This is a genomic window from Uniformispora flossi (assembly GCF_049534875.1).
Taxonomy (GTDB): Bacteria; Actinomycetota; Actinomycetes; order Streptomycetales; family Streptomycetaceae; genus Yinghuangia; species Yinghuangia aomiensis.
This window is the reverse complement of sequence record NZ_JBMULZ010000007.1, coordinates 16,364-31,937: the sequence shown is the minus strand read 5'-3', so window position 1 is coordinate 31,937 and position 15,574 is coordinate 16,364. Positions and strand designations below refer to the sequence as shown.

Below are 15,574 nucleotides of genomic sequence, written 5' to 3'. Positions count from 1 at the left end.
CGAGGCTGGAGGCTGGGATGTGAGGCACTCGGGGGTGGTGGGTTGGAGCGTTGCGACCGCCTCGGGGGGATCTGGCCCCTTGAGGCATGCGCGAGCAGGGCCGGGCAGTGTGACTGCGGCGCAGGACCAGGCCGGTGGGCCCCAGGCGGCGCGGAGCCGGGTGCTCGGGCCCGACGGGCATGGCGTCCGGGCCGGGCCTGAGCAGGCCGGTGGGCCGCCGCGCGGGCATCGCGCGCCTGGCAGCGTCAGACCATATGGACCCCACCGTTGGGCCGCAGGGTCTGACCGGTGACGAAGCGCGAGGCGTCGGCGGCGAGGTAGAGCATCGCCATCGCGATGTCCCAAGGTGCACCCGTGGCGTTCAACGGGCTTCCGCCGGCCCGGTCGGCGAAGACCGCCTGCTTCACCGCGTCGTCCACCGTTCCGTCCTCGCGGGTGAAGCGCCGGGCCACCATCGGGGTGTCGATGAAGCCGGGTGCCACGGCGTTCACGCGCACCCCGGCGGGGCCGAGTTCGACGGCCAGGGTCTTGGTCAGCATCAGCACCGCCGCTTTGGACATCGCATAGGCGGAAAGGCCCGGTGCGGGCATCTCCCCTCCCGCGGACGCGATGTTGACGATGGCGCCTCGGCCCTGTGCCCGCATGGCCTTGGCGGCTTCCGCGCAACCGAAGTACGTGCCTTTGAGGTTGACCGCGAGGATGCGGTCGAGTTCGGCTTCCGTGACGTCGACCACCGTTCCGATGCCGAGGACACCTGCCGCGTTGGCCCAGACGTCGATCCGCCCGAAAAGGGCGACGGCGCGAGCGGCAGCCGCGGCCACCTCGGCCTGCCGGCTCACGTCGGCGACGACCGTCTCGACGTCGGCGGCGGTCTCCGACAACCGGGCCGCCGTCTCGCCGAGTCCCGCCGCGTCGCGGTCGATCAGCAACAGCCGGGCGCCGGCCTCCGCGAAGACGCGGGCGGCCTCACGGCCGATGCCCGACGCGGCGCCGGTCACGACGGCCACATCGCCGTCGAGGGAGAAGGGATTGCGGGAGCCTTCTTCGGGGCGTCCGAGGATGCGGACCACTGCCACCTGCCGGGGTTCGTGCGCGGAGGTTCCTCCGCGCAGGGGAATCGAGGTCGGCCGAGCCCGCGCCAGGATGGCCCGGAGGCGAGGACTCGTGATTTTTCGATATTTCGAAGACCTTTTCGAAATATCCAGGCGCGCTTGATTTTGTGCGCGCGCGAGACCGAATGCAAGGGGCGGCGGCGAGCGAGACGCGGCGAAGGAGAGTCGCCATCCCGGAGGTGAGCCCGGGTGCCGGAGATGGATGGAGACGATGAAGAGGACAAGCGGCCAAGCAAGCGCGCCGCTGTCAACACCTGGATCCGTACCTCGGGCGAGTACGACGCGGTCATCGATTTCGACCGCGCGGTGGGCTCGCCCCAGGACGCGTCCCGGCTCGACCCCGATTTCGACTCCGGCGACCACCTGCACCTCAACGACGCCGGATACCGCGCCATGGCCGACGCCATCGACCTGTCCCACCTCGGCTGAACCCCCCGCATCCGCACGAAGGAGCCCCGATGTCATTCCACGTCGTCGTCGGAACCAGCACCGCCGGAGTCGCCACCGCGCGCCTGCTCGCCGAATCCGGTGAGCGCGTCCGCATCCTCAGCCGGCGTGGCGGCGGGCCCGTACATCCGCTGATCGAACCGATCGCCGCCGACGCCCGCGACGCCGCCCGGCTCACCGAACTGACCAGCGGCGCCAGGACCCTGTTCAACTGCGCCACGCCGGCATACGACATGCTGCCCGTGGAGACCCCTGCGTTGGCAGCCGCACTGCTGACCGCGGCCGAACGCAGCGGCGCCGGGTACGTCAACCTGAGCAACACCTACGGATACGGCCCCCCGGCCCCAGGCGAGCCCGTGACCGAAGATCTCCCCATGTCGCCGACCACCATCAAGGGACGAGTCCGAGCGCAGATGTGGGAAGACGCCATCCCCGCCCACAACGAAGGACGGATCCGATTCACCGAAGTGCGACCCGGCGACTTCATCGGACCCGGCCAACCATCGATGTTCAATCTGCTGATCGCGCCGCCGGTGCTGGCCGGCAAGCCCGCGGCCGTACCAGCAGACTTGGATGCACCGCACAGCTGGAGCCACCCTGGCGACGCCGCAAACGCGTTGGTCACCCTCAGCCGCGACGAGCAGGCATGGGGCCGGGCCTGGCACGTGCCCCCCATCTCCGACGCCTCCCTACGCGAGGTGACGACAAGGTTCGCCGAACTGGCCGGAGCTCCCACACCGCAACTGACCAGCATGTCGCCCCTGGACCTGCACAACGCCGGCCTCGCCGACCCGATCATCGCTCAGACCTGGGAGATGCAATACCAGTACCAGCGCCCCTTCGTCATGGACGCCTCACTGACCGCCAAGACCTTCGGCCTGATCCCGACCCCACTCGACGACGTTCTCCTGGAAACCGCCGCGTCGTTCGCTGACTAGGGGGAGCGCACCCCCACCGCCCAACTCGCCGCGCTCAAACAACGCCACTGCGACGAAGTCCGGGCACTGCGCGACGCCCTCGAAGCAGCCCAAGGCGAGAACCTCATGTCGCAGACCTCCCGATCGTGAAGATCGACAGAGGCTCAGAGCACTTTGAGGCACAACGTCATCGTTCCGTGGACGGCCTGGATGGACTTTCCGTCGCACTGATTGCCCTGCTTGGGACCGAGGATCTTGGTGATCTTCAGACGGTAGTCGGATCCGTTGGGGGTATCGCCGCAGTCCCAGCCTTCCCCGAGGAAGGCAGTATCCGACTCACCGTCCTTGCGGCCTGTGATGCAGTCGCCGACGCGGTATTGGCGGTCGACGCACAGGGTGATGTCTGTGGTGCCGTGGTGGGTCCATTCTTTGGTTCCGCCATCGGGAGGGCCCGGGCACTCGGAGCCGCTGGGCCCCGCCCGGGTGACCCGGTAGTACGCGTTCCACGCATCGCAGGGCACTTTGTCCGGTATCTCGGAAAGGTCGCTTGGCCCCTCAAACGGGAAGGCATTCGGCGGCCCGTCTCCGATGTGGAAGCAGTCCCCCGCCCGCATCGCCGCAAGAGCCGGGCCGACGGTGTCCTCACTGGGACTGGGGGTGGTGGGAGGGGTCGTACTGGGAGCGGCGGTGCTGGGAGGTGTCGTCGTGGGAGGGCTGGTCGTGGGAGATGCGGTCGCGGGAGATGTGGTCGGAGGACTGCTTGACGTCGCGGCGTCGGGCCCATGGTGGGAGTTCAGGGCAACGACGACGATCAGGCCGAGGACAGCACACGCGACGCCGATCCACGTAAGCACGGGGCCGAATCGCCCCCGCCATGAGGACGATTCATCGAAACGCTCGTCGTCTGGACCGCCCTGCGTGCTGTCCGTGCGGGTATCGGAATCCGAAGGCGGCGAAGGCACCGTGGCCGGCAGGGTCGTCACATGGCGTTCGGCGATCATCGTCGCGACCGGCGCCGACACCCAAAGGCCGGTTGTCCGCGCCGGACTGGCGAGTCCCTTGAGAATGTCGGCCACGTCGGGGCGGTCGGCGGGGTTCTTGGCCAGGCAGCGCTGCACCAGGTCCGCCAGGTCGGCGGGCACGCCGTTCAGGTCGGGTTCGTCGTGGACGATGCGGTAGATGATCGCTTCGGCCTGTCCCGTACCGAAAGGGCTGCGGCCGGTGGCAGCGAACGCCAGGACGAGTCCGAGGGAAAATACGTCGCCGGCTGGGCCGATCTCGTGGCCGCGCGCCTGTTCCGGAGACATGAACGAAGGGGTGCCGACCACGGTCCGCGAGAGGGTGACCGATGTGGTGTCCAGCGCACGGGTGATACCGAAGTCGATGACCCGGGGGCCGTCGGCGGCGAGGATCACGTTGGAGGGCTTGAGGTCGCGATGCACCAGGTTGCAGTCGTGGATCGCACGCAGCCCCTCGGCCAGTCCCGCACCCAGCACGGCGATACCTTCCCGGGACAGCGGGCCGTGCGTCTCGACGGCCTGGTGCAGGGACGGGCCGGGGATGTATGCGGTGACCAGCCACGGCGGGTCGGCGTCGGGGTCGGCATCGACCACTTGGGCGGTGTAGAACCCGCCGACCCGGCGCGCTGCCTCGACCTCTTTGGCGAACCGTCGTCGAAAGCCGGGATCGCCGGCCAGTTCGGGCCGCACCAGCTTGACCGCAACGGGGCGGCCGCCAAGAGAGCGTCCCAGGAACACTTGCCCCATACCGCCGCCGCCCAGCCGCCCCTCCAGCCGGAAATCCCCCACCGCGTGCGGATCGCCCTGTCGCAGCGGCTCCGGCCAGACTGGGGAGTTCATCGCACCCCTGTATGCGTGTCTCGGGTGCGTTCCAGCATGCGGTACCCCGCCGCCCGGCTCACGGACAACAGCTCCGCAAGATCGGCGATGACGAACTCGCCGCCACGGTAGCGCCCCGTGAGGTCGTGTTCGTCGAGCCGGCAACTGACGTAGCCAATCGATTCGTTCACGCCGCGAGTGTAGGGAGAGCGCCCATTCACCGCACAGATCACCGACAACCCAAACCGCTGCGTGCGACCGGCGCTCCGGGGGTGCTCTCCTGGGACGCCTTCCATAAGGCATTCGGGCGCTTGGTCCGCCGCATCGTCCTCGGTCCCGACGCGGCCGACGACACGCAGCTCACCGCACTTCTCGACACCCTTCGTGCGGAAGCCAACTGGGGATACGCGTGGCCTCGCCGGCGTAGGACCGAGGAAGCGTTGGCCCGTCGCCTCGCCCGGTACACGGCCGCCCCCCACCCCGACAGCCTCGCCGGCGCAACGCGCTCGACCGGCGGGGACGAGGCGGGCATCGGCGGCCAGGTCCCCCACTGGCTGTTCGCCTACGACGCCGCGGGCATCGCCGCGTTCGCCACCTTGATCCTGCTCGCCGCCCACCCGGACCGAGCCCACAGCGTCTTCGCGGAAGTCCAGGACACCGCACCGGACGAGGCGCACGCTCCCGCCCGGATGCCATGGCTGCGCGCGTCCGTGCTGGAGGCGCTGCGGCTGTGGCCCACGACCCTCGTCCTCCTGCGCGATCCGGTGCCCGGCAGCCCGTGGGCGGCGCACGCCGACACGGTGGCGATCGTCAGCTCCTTCTTCCACCGCGACGCCGAAACCCTGGAATTCGCCGACCGGTTCGCGCCGGACGCCTGGCTCGACGGCCGCGCGGACGAGGCCCGCGGCATCGTCCCCTTCAGCGCCGGCCCGACCGCCTGCCCTGGCCGCGACCTCGTTCTCTACACGATCGTCTCGGTGACCGCCGAGGTCCTGCGCGGCACCGGAAGGCTCCGTCTGCTGCGCCCCGCCTTGGACTCGTCCCGCCCACTCCCCCACACGCTCGACCACGCACACGCACGCATCGCCCTACGAGAGGCAGAAGGCGCGGGACCACGGTCACCGCGGCATTCCGCCTCCCGGTGAGTGGTGCGGCTGGCCGCGCTCGCTGATCCGGCATAGCCACGGAACAGCGCAACTTCCGAAGCCGCCCGTGGCCGGCCACAAACCCATACGACGGCGGACCGGCGCGTGCATGCGCCCAGCCACAGGAGCACCGCGGAGGGAGCCGCACGTCCGGAGGAGCCCGCCCGACCCCAGTGCGGCAAGAGTCCGGGGACAACGACGGGACGCGGCAAGGGCTTCCCGCCCTACGGCACGCGTCCGGCCGCGTCGACGCGACTCGGCGCGCGCCGGTGCGGCTGCGCCGAATACACGTGTCCTCTCAGATTGTCCGAGCTGCCAGGACGGCGCCCCGGCTCACACGGAGCCCGTTTGCGAACTGGGAACAGGCGCGCGGGCCGCAACCATGCCGACGCTGAAGCGCGCTCTGGCCTGCGGCCGGTTTCTCCCCTGGCCGTCCGGATAGTTGACGCAGTACGCGCCGTGGGAGCGCGGCGCCCAGGACGACAGAGGAGGCAGCAATGTTCCAAAACCTGGCAGGCACGGGCACAGCGTCGCGGCATGGACAGGAGCCGTCGTCGTACTCGTCGGCGCGGTCACGGCAGCGTGCGGACTGCCACTCGCGGAGCCCTGGCTGTTCTGGACCGGTGTAGGTCTGATCGCAGTCGGCAGCACGGTCGGCCTGCTCCTGTCCAGGCTCGGATTCGGCGTCCCCCCTGCATATCGTGGCGAAGGCGATCTGGAAACCCACGACGAAGTCTTCGGTGCCGCCGAGGCGAACCGATCCGACGGAGCCACCCGCAATCGCTGAACAGGGCAGGCGGCGATTGCCCGGCTCTGTCTGCGGGGTCGGCACAGCGGGCCCGGACAGGGTGCTGGTGACTCCGTGCGTTCGGCTGGCTGCCTTTGCCCACCGCGTTCCTGTGCCGCGCGTTCATTGCCATGGTCTGGGTAGCCGCCCTGGCGTACCGGCACCGCGCGCTGGGCTAGGCCGTGTATTAAAAGTCGGCTCTGTTCCTCGCCCCACACCGCGATGATCTCGGTGTGGGGCGAGGGGATCCTTCTGACGGGCACTGGGCTGTGCTGGAGCCGCTGTTGCCGGTCACGGTGCTGAGGCCCTGCGCCCTCCAGAGTGCGGCTTCACCGCGGTCAGGAAGCCCTTGCGGGGGATGCGGGAGCGGGCTTCTCAAGGTGGGCGAGCGCGGCTTCGGCGCACTGGTCGTCCTGTTCCGGCATGCCGCCGCTGACCGCGATCGCCCCGGCGACAGTGTCGCCGTGACGGATCAGCCGGGAGCCCGCGCCCGCGACGACGGGCGTTCCCGCCACCTCGTCCAGCTGTGCGAACAGCGAGGGCCATGCCTGCTGCAGGCGCATCAACTCGCCGCCGTCGCGGTGGAACAGGGCGACGGCGGTCGCCTTCGCCGGGGCGATCCGAGCGGACAGCGGGGGCGCGCCGTCCATGCGGTCGAGGACGCGCAGGTGCCCGCCGGCGTCGACGATCGCGACCGTGACCCGCACGCGGAGTCCGGCGGCACGGTCCCGGGCACAGGTGCTGAGGGTCTGGGCCTCGCTGAGTGTGAGCGACATCGTCGCACCTTCCAAATCTCTTGGGTGAACCAACCTTGGCTCAACCAACGTATCTCATATTCGTGGGTCCATCCAAGGGATTGGCTAGACTTCGCGCATGGAGATGGAAGAGTCGCCAACTCGCCTGCGCCGCAAGCCGAGCTGGCTCATCAGCAAGGCGTCCGCGCGGGCGCACCGTCTCATCGGCGAGGCGATGGCCGGGGCGGGGGGGCGCGCCTACCACTTCGCGATCCTCGCCGCGCTGGAGGAGTTCGGCCCGGACAGCCAAGTGCGAATCGGTCAGCGGTGCGGCATCGACCAGAGTGACATGCACGCCATGCTCAAGGAGCTGATCGAGCAGGGCCATGTCGCGCGGGCGCCGGACCCCAAGGACCGGCGCCGCAACTTGATCACCGTGACCGCCGTGGGGCGGGGCCGCCTGGACGAGCTTGACACGGAGCTGTCCAGGGTCCAGGACAACCTGCTGGACGGCCTGTCCGCCGCCGAGCGCGAGCAGCTCACGCGGCTGCTCGCCCGCGTCCTCGGCTGGCCCGTGGTCTAGAACTCGCCGACCTGCCTGGTTGGCCGTCCGGGGAAGTCGCGGGCGCTCAACCAGATGGTGAGGTCGCGGGCGATGTCGTTGATGCTGGTCGCCGTAGCGACCTCGTGCTCGTTGCGGGCAGTGTCACGGCGGACGATCTCGTAGCCGCCCTCGTCCAGGACGGCCACGGAGGCGAACCAGACGGGGTCGTCCTCGTCGGGCTGGACGACGACGAAGGTGTTCCCGGAGTCGTTGAGGTCGCTGAACATCATGAACAGCGCGTCCTCGGAGGGGTCGTCGATGCGGTCGCCGGTCTCGCTGTCGGCGCCGTAGTACTGAGCCCCCACCGCTTCCTCCACCTCGCCCTCCGGCCCTGACGCGGTCAGCATGGCATGAGGAACCAGTATCTCGGGCCCGGTCACAGCCATTCGCCGATCGCTGCGATCAAGACAGTGGTTTCGAAGCGGACCGCGAGTTTGTCGAACCGGGTGGCGACACCGCGCGGTTGCGCTTGAGCCGGTTGATCCCGCACTGGACCGCATGCCGGGCCTTGTAGTCCTCGCGATCGAAGCCCGGAGGCCGCCCGCCGGCCTTCCCCGTCGCCTGCGGTGGGCCGCCTGGTCAGCGGGCTCCGGGATCGTGCAGCGGATTCCGCGCTTTCGAAGGTAGGCCCGGTTGGCGCGGGACGAGTACGCCTTATCGCCCCGCACTCGCAGCGGACGAACGCGGGGACGGCCCGGTCCGGTGCGGGTTACCCGGATGCCTTCCAGAACCAAGGTGAACTGAGGACTGTCACCGCCCTGGCCCGCGGTGACCAGCACAGACAGCGGTCGCTGGCCTTGCTCGCAGGCAAGATCGATCTTGGTGGTGAAGCCTCCCCGTGACCGGCCCAGGCCGTGATCATCGGGCTCGGTGCGGGCGCCGTCCGGCGGCTCCTTCTGGGCCTGGCCGTTGCGGCGGGCGCCTGCGGCGTGCTGATGGGCCCGGCAGATCGTGGAGTCGATATTGACCTCCCACGTGATCAGCCCATCTGCGTCCGCCCGGGTCTGCAACCGGGTTAGCAGTTCGGGCCAGGTGCACGCCCCGAAATGCCGGCACCCTGGGCCGATCGGACTCACACGGAGTCACGAACAGGCATACGTCGCCGAGCTGTTCGCGCGGTCTTCACGCAGGATGAACACTGTCTGGCGTGGCGGGTCGATTCGGTCAACCACTCTCGCGGAGATGTCGCGGAGATGTCACAGCACCACGAGCACGATGCTCTCCACCACACACGCCGGCTTCGGCTGCCCCTCGATCTCGACCGTGTACTTCACGACGACCTGCTTGCCCGCGGCGACATCCCGGACGTCCGCCAGCTCGGCGCCGACCCGGACCCGCGAACCCACCGTCACCGGACTGGGGAACCGCACCTTCTCCGTCCCGTAGTTGACCAGCATCTTCGGGCCGTCGAGTCGGAAGATGTCCTTGCCGAGGGCGGGGATCATCGACAGCGTCAGGTAGCCGTGGGCGATGGTGGCGCCGAAGGGGCCGTTTTTGGCCTTCTCGGGGTCGACGTGGATCCACTGGTGGTCGCCCGTGGCGTCGGCGAAGAGGTCGATGCGGGCCTGGTCGACGACGTGCCAGTCGCTGTAGCCGAGGTGGTCGCCTTTGCGTGCGGCGAACTCGTCGAACGATGCGAACACCTGCATATGCGCCTCCCGGTGGCGGTCGGCCGGGGTGCCCGCGGCGTGCGGATCCCCGGTGCGCCCATGGTATTTCGCGGCGGGTTCGGGGGGTCCCGGAATGGCGTCGGATGCTGTGGTGAGGCCCACATCACGGGAGGCGGATAGTGGACCTTGCAAACTAATTGGCCAACGGCTAGGTTTCACCCGACGCCCGAGCAGTTGCGGGTGCGGATGCACGTGCATCTGCGTCGGCGTGGCTCGTCGTACGGGGATCGGACCGGCGCCACGGTCCACGAGGGGTGCAGATGGTGGAGTTGAAGACGCACACGCCGATCGCGGCGACCGCGTACACCGGCGGCTCGTCCCGAGTCGCCCGCGCGACTGGCAGACCGCACCCCTCCGGCGCCCACTGAACCCCGCAAGGCCGCTTTGCGGTCCGGAGGTTTTACGCGAACGGCACACCGGCGGATAACCCGGTTCCGCCACCACCGGATCCACCCATCGGGTACGGTTCCCGGCATAAGCCAACGAACGCGCACGACCCGCACACCGGCACCGCGCCCGTCGGCCCGTCCAGCACCGCCCAGCACCACCGCACGACCCGCAACTCCGCACGTCCGCACGCCGGTACGCGCCGGAGCCCGGCAGGTCCGCAGTTCCCGCACCGCCGCAAGTCCCAGCACGTCAGCAAGCCGGTACGTCCGCACGACCACCCCCGGTCGCCGCGAGAGCCTCGCCCCTGTGGGCACACGCGGCGGCATGCGGTACGTGGCGCCGCCCCTGTGCGCCACGCGCCGCCACCCGGAGGTGGCTCCCGCTCCGGTCCGCCACGGCCGTCGCAGCGGGAGCCACCTCCGTGTCATTGGCTCTTGGGACCTGCGCGGAACGGTTGTTAGCGTCGATGGCATGGAGATCGCCGACGCACGCGTCCTGTGGGACCCCGAGCCCGGCTGGCTCAACACCGCCAGCTACGGCCTGCCGCCGACTCCCGCCTACGAAGCCGTCCTGGCAGCGCAGCGCGACTGGCGTACCGGGCATACGAGTTGGGAAGTCTGGGGCGAAGCCGGCGAGGTGGCGCGGGGGTCCTTCGCGGCGCTGGTCGGCGCGGACGTCGCGGACATCACGATCGGCGCGAACGTGTCAAGCCTGCTGGCGCCGGTCGCGGCGTCGCTGCCGCCGGGGACGCGGGTGGTGGTGCCGGACATCGAGTTCACGTCCAACGTCTTTCCGTGGATGGTGCAGGAACCGCGCGGTATCGAGGTCGTGACTGTCCCGTGCGACAAGCTCGCCGAGGCTGTGGACGAACGGACGGATGTCGTCGCGTACAGCCTGGTGCAGTCCGCCGAAGGGTCGATCGCCGACGACGACGCGATCCTCACGGCGGCGCGGGCGGCGGGCGCGCTGGTGGTGGTCGACGGGACGCAGGCCGTGGGGTGGATGCCGGTCGACGCGACCCGTTATGACGTGCTGGCCGTCGGCGGCTACAAGTGGCTGATGAACCCGCGGGGCACCGGGTTCGCGTATTTCGCGCCGGGTGTGCGCGACCGGTTCGTGCCCGTGGCGGCAGGCTGGTTCGCCGGTGAGGATCCGCACGCGTCTTTCTACGGCGGTCCGTTGCGGCTCGCCGCGAACGCGCGGCGGTTCGACTCGTCCCCGGCGTGGTTCGCGTGGGTGGGGGCGGCACCGGCGATCGACGTCGTGCGGGAGATCGGCGTGGAGAAGATCCGCGCGCACAACGTCGGGCTCGCGAACCGGTTCCTGACCGGGCTGGGGCGGCCGCCGGGCACGAGCGCGATCGTGACGGTGGACGTGCCGGGCGCCGAGGCGGCGCTCGCGGCGGCGGGGGTACGCGCGGCCGTGCGGGCGGGGCGGGTCCGGGCGTCGTTCCACGTGTACTCGACCGAACAGGACGTGGACATGGCGGTGGAAGCCTTGCGGGGGTTGAACGGCGCATAGCCCCCACGCCGTGTCGCTTCGCCTTGGGGCGCCCGCCGCCCGGATCATGGGCACATGGCAGAGCAATCGTCGGACCGCTGGACCGCGGCCGCCGCGTACGAGACGTACATGGGGCGGTGGAGCCGTGCCGTCGCCGCGTCCTTCGTGCCGTGGCTTCGCCCCGCCGACGGCTGGCGCTGGCTCGACGTGGGATGCGGCACGGGGGCGTTGACCGAGGTGATCGCGGACGGCTGCCGGCCGCGGACCGTGGCCGGGGTGGACACGTCCCCGGGCTTCGTGGCCGCGGCCCGGGACGCCGCACCCGCGGCCGCCGGCTTCGCGGTGGCCGACGCCTCGGCCCTGCCGATCGCCGACGGCTCGTGCGACGCGGCCGTCAGCGGCTTGGCGCTCAACTTCTTCCCGGACCAGCGCGGCGCGGTCGCCGAGGCGGTCCGCGCGGTGCGCCCCGGCGGCACCGTCGCCGCGTACGTCTGGGACTACACCGACGGCATGCAGTTCCTCCGCCTCTTCTGGGACGCCGCCGTCGCCACCGACCCGGCGGCGGGCGCCGTGGACGAACGCCGCCGGTTCCCGGCCTGCCACCCCGACGCCCTGCGCACCCTGTGGTCCGCGGCGGGCCTCGCCGAGGTCGTCGTCGTCCCGATCGAAGTTCCGACGTCCTTTCGGGACTTCGGGGCCCTATGGGGTCCGTTCGGCTTGGGCCAAGGGCCCGCGCCCGGGTATGTCGCCACCCTCGATCCGGCCGCGCGGGAGCGGCTCCGGCGGGCGCTCCGGCGGATCGTGCCCGCCCGGCCCGACGGGTCGATCGCCTTGACCGCGCGGGCCTGGGCGGTTCGTGGTCAGCGGCCGGACCGCCCCCGCACGGTCTGACCACCGGACACGTCACCGTCGGCGCGTCACCGGGCGACCGCGTCGACCGGCCGATCGGCGCTTGCGCGGGCCTCGTCGACCACCCGCCCGCTCCGCGCCCGCCACCCCGACGCACCCACCGCAACCGCCACGGCCACAGCGACCAACGGCACCACCAAGGCCGCGCGATACCCATCGAGCATGGCCGAGGCTGAACTCCCTTCCGTGGCAGATGTGTTGACCAGCGTCACGGCGGACATCCCCAGCGCGGCGCCGAACTGCATCGACGTGTACAGGAGCCCGCCCGCAAGCCCCTGCTCGGCCTCGTCCACACCGTCCGTCGCGGCAATCGTCAGCGGGCCGTACGTCAGGGCGAACGCCAACCCGAGCAGCGTCAGCCCCGGCAGCATCGCCAGGTAACTCCAGTCGGCCCCCAGCGGCAGGAACCACGCGTAGGCCAGCGCGGCGAGCACGAGGCCGCCGACCGCCACCCGCACGTTTCCGAAGCGTTCGACCAGCTTGGGCGTCAGTGTCGGCGACAGGACCGCGTCGATCCCGACGACCAGCATCGCCAGGCTCGTCTCCACCGTCGACCACCCCCGCAGCTCCTGCATGTACAGCACCGCGATGAACTGGAATCCGAAGAACCCGCCCGCGAACAGCAGCCCCGCCGCGTTCGCCCGGAGCAGGGCCGGGTTGCGGAGGATCCCGAGCCGGACCAGCGGTGCCGGCGTCCGCCGCTCGATGGCCGCGAACACGCCCAGCAGCAGCACACCCGCGCCGACCGTGGCGACAGTCGCGGCCGCGGACGCGTGCGCGCCGCGCTCGATGCCGAGGACGATCAGCACGATCCCGGCCGTCACGGCCAGTCCGCCCGCCAGGTCGAACCGCTCGTCGGCCGGTGCCGGGCGCGGCGACTTCGGCACGAGGGCCAGGGCCGCGGCGAGGATGACGGCCGCGATGACGACGGGGACGAAGAAGACCCAGCGCCACCCCGCCGCGGTCAGCAGGCCGCCCACGACCAGGCCGATCGAGAAACCGCCCGCCGCCGTTCCGGAGTAGATGAGCAGCGCCTTGTTGCGTTGCGGGCCTTCCGCGAAGCCGGTCGTGATGATCGACAGGCCCGCCGGGGTCATGAACGCCGCCGCCACACCGGTGACAAAGCGCGCCGTGATGAGCATCCAGCCCTCGGTGGCGAATCCGCCGACGCCGGAGAACAGCAGGAAGACCGCGAGCCAGCCGACGAACATCCGACGGCGTCCGAACAGGTCGGCCGCGCGGCCGCCGAGCAGCATGAAGCCGCCGTAGCTGAGGACGTACGCGCTCATCACCCACTGCAGCTGGCCGGTCGACAAACCGAGGTCGGCCCGGATGGACGGCAGCGCCACGTTGAGCATCGCGACGTCGATGCCTTCCAGGAAGATCGCGCCGCACAGCACCAGCAGCATGCCGCGGTCGCGTCCGCGGATGCGGCCTTCCGCCGCCGGTGGGACCGCCGTTCGATCGATTGCCATGGGTTCGCTCCTCGCCGGTGGGGGTCGTTGTGCTGGTGCTCCACCCTCACCGCGCCCCGAGGGGCGGAACAACGGCGATCACCTCACCGTTCATGCAGTCCGACTAACCGATCGCACCTGGGTGGGGACCGCATGGAACGCGCCGAACTGGAGACCTTCCTGACGCTGGCCGAGGAGCTGCACTTCGGCCGGACGGCCGACCGCATGCGGCTGTCCCGGTCCCGGGTCAGCCAGCTCGTCGCCCGCCTGGAACGCAGGGTCGGCGGCCCCTTGTTCATCCGCACCAGCCGGACCGTCGCGCTGACCGCGGTCGGGCGCCGCCTGCGCGACGACCTGGCACCGGCGCACCAGGCGATCACCGAGGCACTGGAGCGGGCCCGGGCCGCGACGCGCGGGGTGACCAGCGTGCTGCACGTGGGCTTCGCGACCCCGCTGACCGGCGAGATCGCGCTGGCCGCGGCAGAGGCCCTGCGCAAGGACCACCCCGAGCTGGCGGTGGAGATCTGCGAGATCCCGCTCGCCGATCCCTACGGGCCGCTCCGGGAGCGCGAGTTCGACGTGCAGATCGGTGAACTCCCGCGCCACGCCGACGACCTCGGCCACGGTCCGGCACTGCTGCGCGAGGAGTACGCCCTGGCGATCGCCGCCGGGCACACCTTCGCCGGGCGCGGCGCACTGACCGTGGAGGACTTGGCCGACGTGCCGCTCCTGGGCGTGGCCACCACCGACCCGGCACGCGGCACGCACACGCCGACGCGGACACCGAGCGGGCAGGAGATCCCGCGCGGCCCGGTCGTGACGAACATGCAGGAGGCGCTGATGCTGGTGGCCGCCGGGCACGGCGCGTTCCTGGTGCCCGCGCACTCCGCGGCCTACTACGCCCGGCCCGGCGTCAGCTACGTCCCGGTGCTCGGCGCCGACCCGGTGGACTACGGGCTGGTCTGGCGCGCCGACTCCGCCGGCGCGTCGCTGGCGCAGTTCGCGCGGGCCGCGGGCCGGGCGGCCCGCGCCCACGTCGGGACACCCGCCCGGCCCCGCGCGAAGGCCGCGGTGCCGAGACATCCCTAAGCCGTGCCGGGTGGCACCGCCCGGCCGGGCAGGCTCGGCGGTGTCAGCCCACCAGCGCCGGCGCCAGCACCCGCCAGTCCTCGATCGGGCAGTCCACCATCGACTCGCCCAGGACCTGCACGCACACGTGGTCCGCGCCCGCCGCGAACTGCTCGTCCACGCGCGCCCGGATCGCCGCCTCGTCGCCCCACACCACCAGCGCGTCCAGCAGGCGCTCGCTGCCGCCGTCGGCGAAGTCGGCCTCGTCGAAGCCCAGCCGCAGCCAGTTGTTCCGGTAGTTCGGCAGCCCGAGGTACGGCTTCACGTGCTCGCGTCCGCGGCGCAGCGCGGTCTCGCGGTCCGCGGTCAGCACGGCCGCCTGCTCGACGGCCAGGTATCCGTCCTTCAGCGCGCCGCGTGCCTCCGCCGTGTGCTCCGGCGTCACCAGGTACGTGTGCGCGCCTTCGGACCGTTCCGCCGCCAGCTGCAGCATCTTCGGTCCGAGCGCGGCCAACACCCGCGGCGGACGCGGCAGTTCGCCTCCGGCGGCGAAGTAGAGGGCGCCGTCCAGGCCGTCCAGGTACCGCTTCATCAGCGCCAGCGGCTTGTCGTAGACGTTGCCGCCCGGCCGCAGCCCCTCCACCAGCGGCTGGTGGCTCACCCCGAGCCCCAGCAGGAACCGGCCCGGGTGCGCGTCCAGCAGCGTGCGCGCGGCGCCGTTGGTCGCCACCGCGTCGCGCGCCCACACGTTCGCGATGCCGGTCGCCACGGGAATGCGCGGCGCGGACTCCAGCACGAGCAGCGCCTGGGTGAAGGTCTCGCGCCCGACCGTCTCGCCCCACCACAGCGCCCCGTACCCGAGCGCGTCGAGTTCGGCCGCCGTGTCGCGGAGCTGCGGCACCGGGAGGAAGTCGAAGGCGGACGTCCACAGGCCGACCCGTCCGAGGTCGGGCAGGGGACGGTGGGCGGGAGCGGCACTCTCGGCGGTCATGCGGGCCC

General features: G+C 71.1%; 16 protein-coding genes and 1 pseudogene. 8 read left to right on the top strand and 9 right to left on the bottom strand.

Features of this window, described 5'->3' with window-relative positions:
- Window positions 1-245 precede the first annotated feature (245 nt).
- Complete coding sequence (locus tag ACPA54_RS17300) at window positions 246-1,076, bottom strand: SDR family NAD(P)-dependent oxidoreductase (protein WP_423530680.1); 831 nt, start codon at window positions 1,074-1,076, stop codon at window positions 246-248.
- A 234-nt stretch (window positions 1,077-1,310) separates the two neighbouring features.
- Here ACPA54_RS17300 and ACPA54_RS17295 point away from each other — a divergent pair, with 234 nt between their 5' ends.
- Entirely contained in the window at window positions 1,311-1,541 is a 231-nt protein-coding gene (locus tag ACPA54_RS17295; RefSeq protein WP_423530678.1) for an SGNH/GDSL hydrolase family protein, read from the top strand.
- Window positions 1,542-1,570: 29 nt separating this feature from the next.
- On the top strand, window positions 1,571-2,497 hold the full coding sequence (locus ACPA54_RS17290) for an NAD-dependent epimerase/dehydratase family protein (RefSeq protein ID WP_423530676.1): 927 nt from the start codon (window positions 1,571-1,573) through the stop codon (window positions 2,495-2,497).
- A gap of 143 nt (window positions 2,498-2,640) precedes the next feature.
- On the opposite strand, the gene ACPA54_RS17285 is transcribed toward ACPA54_RS17290, so the two are convergent.
- Complete coding sequence (locus tag ACPA54_RS17285; protein ID WP_423530674.1) at window positions 2,641-4,335, bottom strand: serine/threonine-protein kinase; 1,695 nt, start codon at window positions 4,333-4,335, stop codon at window positions 2,641-2,643.
- A complete protein-coding gene (locus ACPA54_RS17280) occupies window positions 4,332-4,505 on the bottom strand; it encodes a hypothetical protein (protein WP_423530672.1) in 174 nt (57 codons plus the stop codon). Before ACPA54_RS17280 ends, ACPA54_RS17285 begins: the two co-directional genes overlap by 4 nt.
- Before the next feature lie 120 nt (window positions 4,506-4,625).
- Here ACPA54_RS17280 and ACPA54_RS17275 point away from each other — a divergent pair, with 120 nt between their 5' ends.
- Together ACPA54_RS17275 and ACPA54_RS17270 are read left to right on the top strand one after the other, a co-directional pair.
- On the top strand, window positions 4,626-5,459 hold the full coding sequence (locus ACPA54_RS17275; protein WP_423530670.1) for a cytochrome P450: 834 nt from the start codon (window positions 4,626-4,628) through the stop codon (window positions 5,457-5,459).
- Between the two features lie 442 nt (window positions 5,460-5,901).
- Entirely contained in the window at window positions 5,902-6,246 is a 345-nt protein-coding gene (locus ACPA54_RS17270; RefSeq protein WP_423530668.1) for an HGxxPAAW family protein, read from the top strand.
- 338 nt (window positions 6,247-6,584) lie between these two features.
- Here the strand turns inward: ACPA54_RS17270 and ACPA54_RS17265 are convergent, their stop codons facing one another.
- A complete protein-coding gene (locus ACPA54_RS17265; protein ID WP_423530666.1) occupies window positions 6,585-7,022 on the bottom strand; it encodes a GlcG/HbpS family heme-binding protein in 438 nt (145 codons plus the stop codon).
- A 97-nt stretch (window positions 7,023-7,119) separates the two neighbouring features.
- Between ACPA54_RS17265 and ACPA54_RS17260 the strand changes: the two genes are divergently transcribed.
- Window positions 7,120-7,563, top strand: coding sequence for a MarR family winged helix-turn-helix transcriptional regulator (locus ACPA54_RS17260; protein ID WP_423530664.1), 444 nt, complete (start codon window positions 7,120-7,122; stop codon window positions 7,561-7,563).
- Here the strand turns inward: ACPA54_RS17260 and ACPA54_RS17255 are convergent.
- The 3 genes and pseudogenes from ACPA54_RS17255 to ACPA54_RS17245 form a co-directional block, all read right to left on the bottom strand.
- Window positions 7,560-7,931 carry a hypothetical protein gene (locus tag ACPA54_RS17255; protein WP_423530662.1) on the bottom strand — a complete coding sequence of 124 codons (372 nt, stop codon included), beginning with the start codon at window positions 7,929-7,931 and terminating at the stop codon, window positions 7,560-7,562. The two genes, ACPA54_RS17260 and ACPA54_RS17255, sit on opposite strands and share 4 nt — an antisense overlap.
- A 29-nt stretch (window positions 7,932-7,960) precedes the next feature.
- A pseudogene (locus ACPA54_RS17250) lies at window positions 7,961-8,615 on the bottom strand (IS5 family transposase); the annotation flags it as partial.
- A 165-nt stretch (window positions 8,616-8,780) separates the two neighbouring features.
- Window positions 8,781-9,233 carry a MaoC family dehydratase gene (locus ACPA54_RS17245; protein ID WP_423530660.1) on the bottom strand — a complete coding sequence of 151 codons (453 nt, stop codon included), beginning with the start codon at window positions 9,231-9,233 and terminating at the stop codon, window positions 8,781-8,783.
- Between the two features lie 882 nt (window positions 9,234-10,115).
- On the opposite strand from ACPA54_RS17245, the gene ACPA54_RS17240 reads away from it, so the two are divergent.
- A complete protein-coding gene (locus ACPA54_RS17240; RefSeq protein ID WP_423530658.1) occupies window positions 10,116-11,165 on the top strand; it encodes an aminotransferase class V-fold PLP-dependent enzyme in 1,050 nt (349 codons plus the stop codon).
- Window positions 11,166-11,219: 54 nt separating this feature from the next.
- A complete protein-coding gene (locus tag ACPA54_RS17235; RefSeq protein ID WP_423530656.1) occupies window positions 11,220-12,035 on the top strand; it encodes a class I SAM-dependent methyltransferase in 816 nt (271 codons plus the stop codon).
- Window positions 12,036-12,061: 26 nt separating this feature from the next.
- Here ACPA54_RS17235 and ACPA54_RS17230 read toward each other — a convergent pair whose 3' ends face one another.
- Complete coding sequence (locus ACPA54_RS17230; protein WP_423530654.1) at window positions 12,062-13,528, bottom strand: MFS transporter; 1,467 nt, start codon at window positions 13,526-13,528, stop codon at window positions 12,062-12,064.
- A 132-nt stretch (window positions 13,529-13,660) separates the two neighbouring features.
- Between ACPA54_RS17230 and ACPA54_RS17225 the strand changes: the two genes are divergently transcribed.
- Entirely contained in the window at window positions 13,661-14,596 is a 936-nt protein-coding gene (locus ACPA54_RS17225; RefSeq protein WP_423530652.1) for a LysR family transcriptional regulator, read from the top strand.
- Between the two features lie 43 nt (window positions 14,597-14,639).
- Here ACPA54_RS17225 and ACPA54_RS17220 read toward each other — a convergent pair whose 3' ends face one another.
- A complete protein-coding gene (locus tag ACPA54_RS17220) occupies window positions 14,640-15,566 on the bottom strand; it encodes an LLM class F420-dependent oxidoreductase (RefSeq protein ID WP_423530650.1) in 927 nt (308 codons plus the stop codon).
- Between the last annotated feature and the right edge of the window lie 8 nt (window positions 15,567-15,574).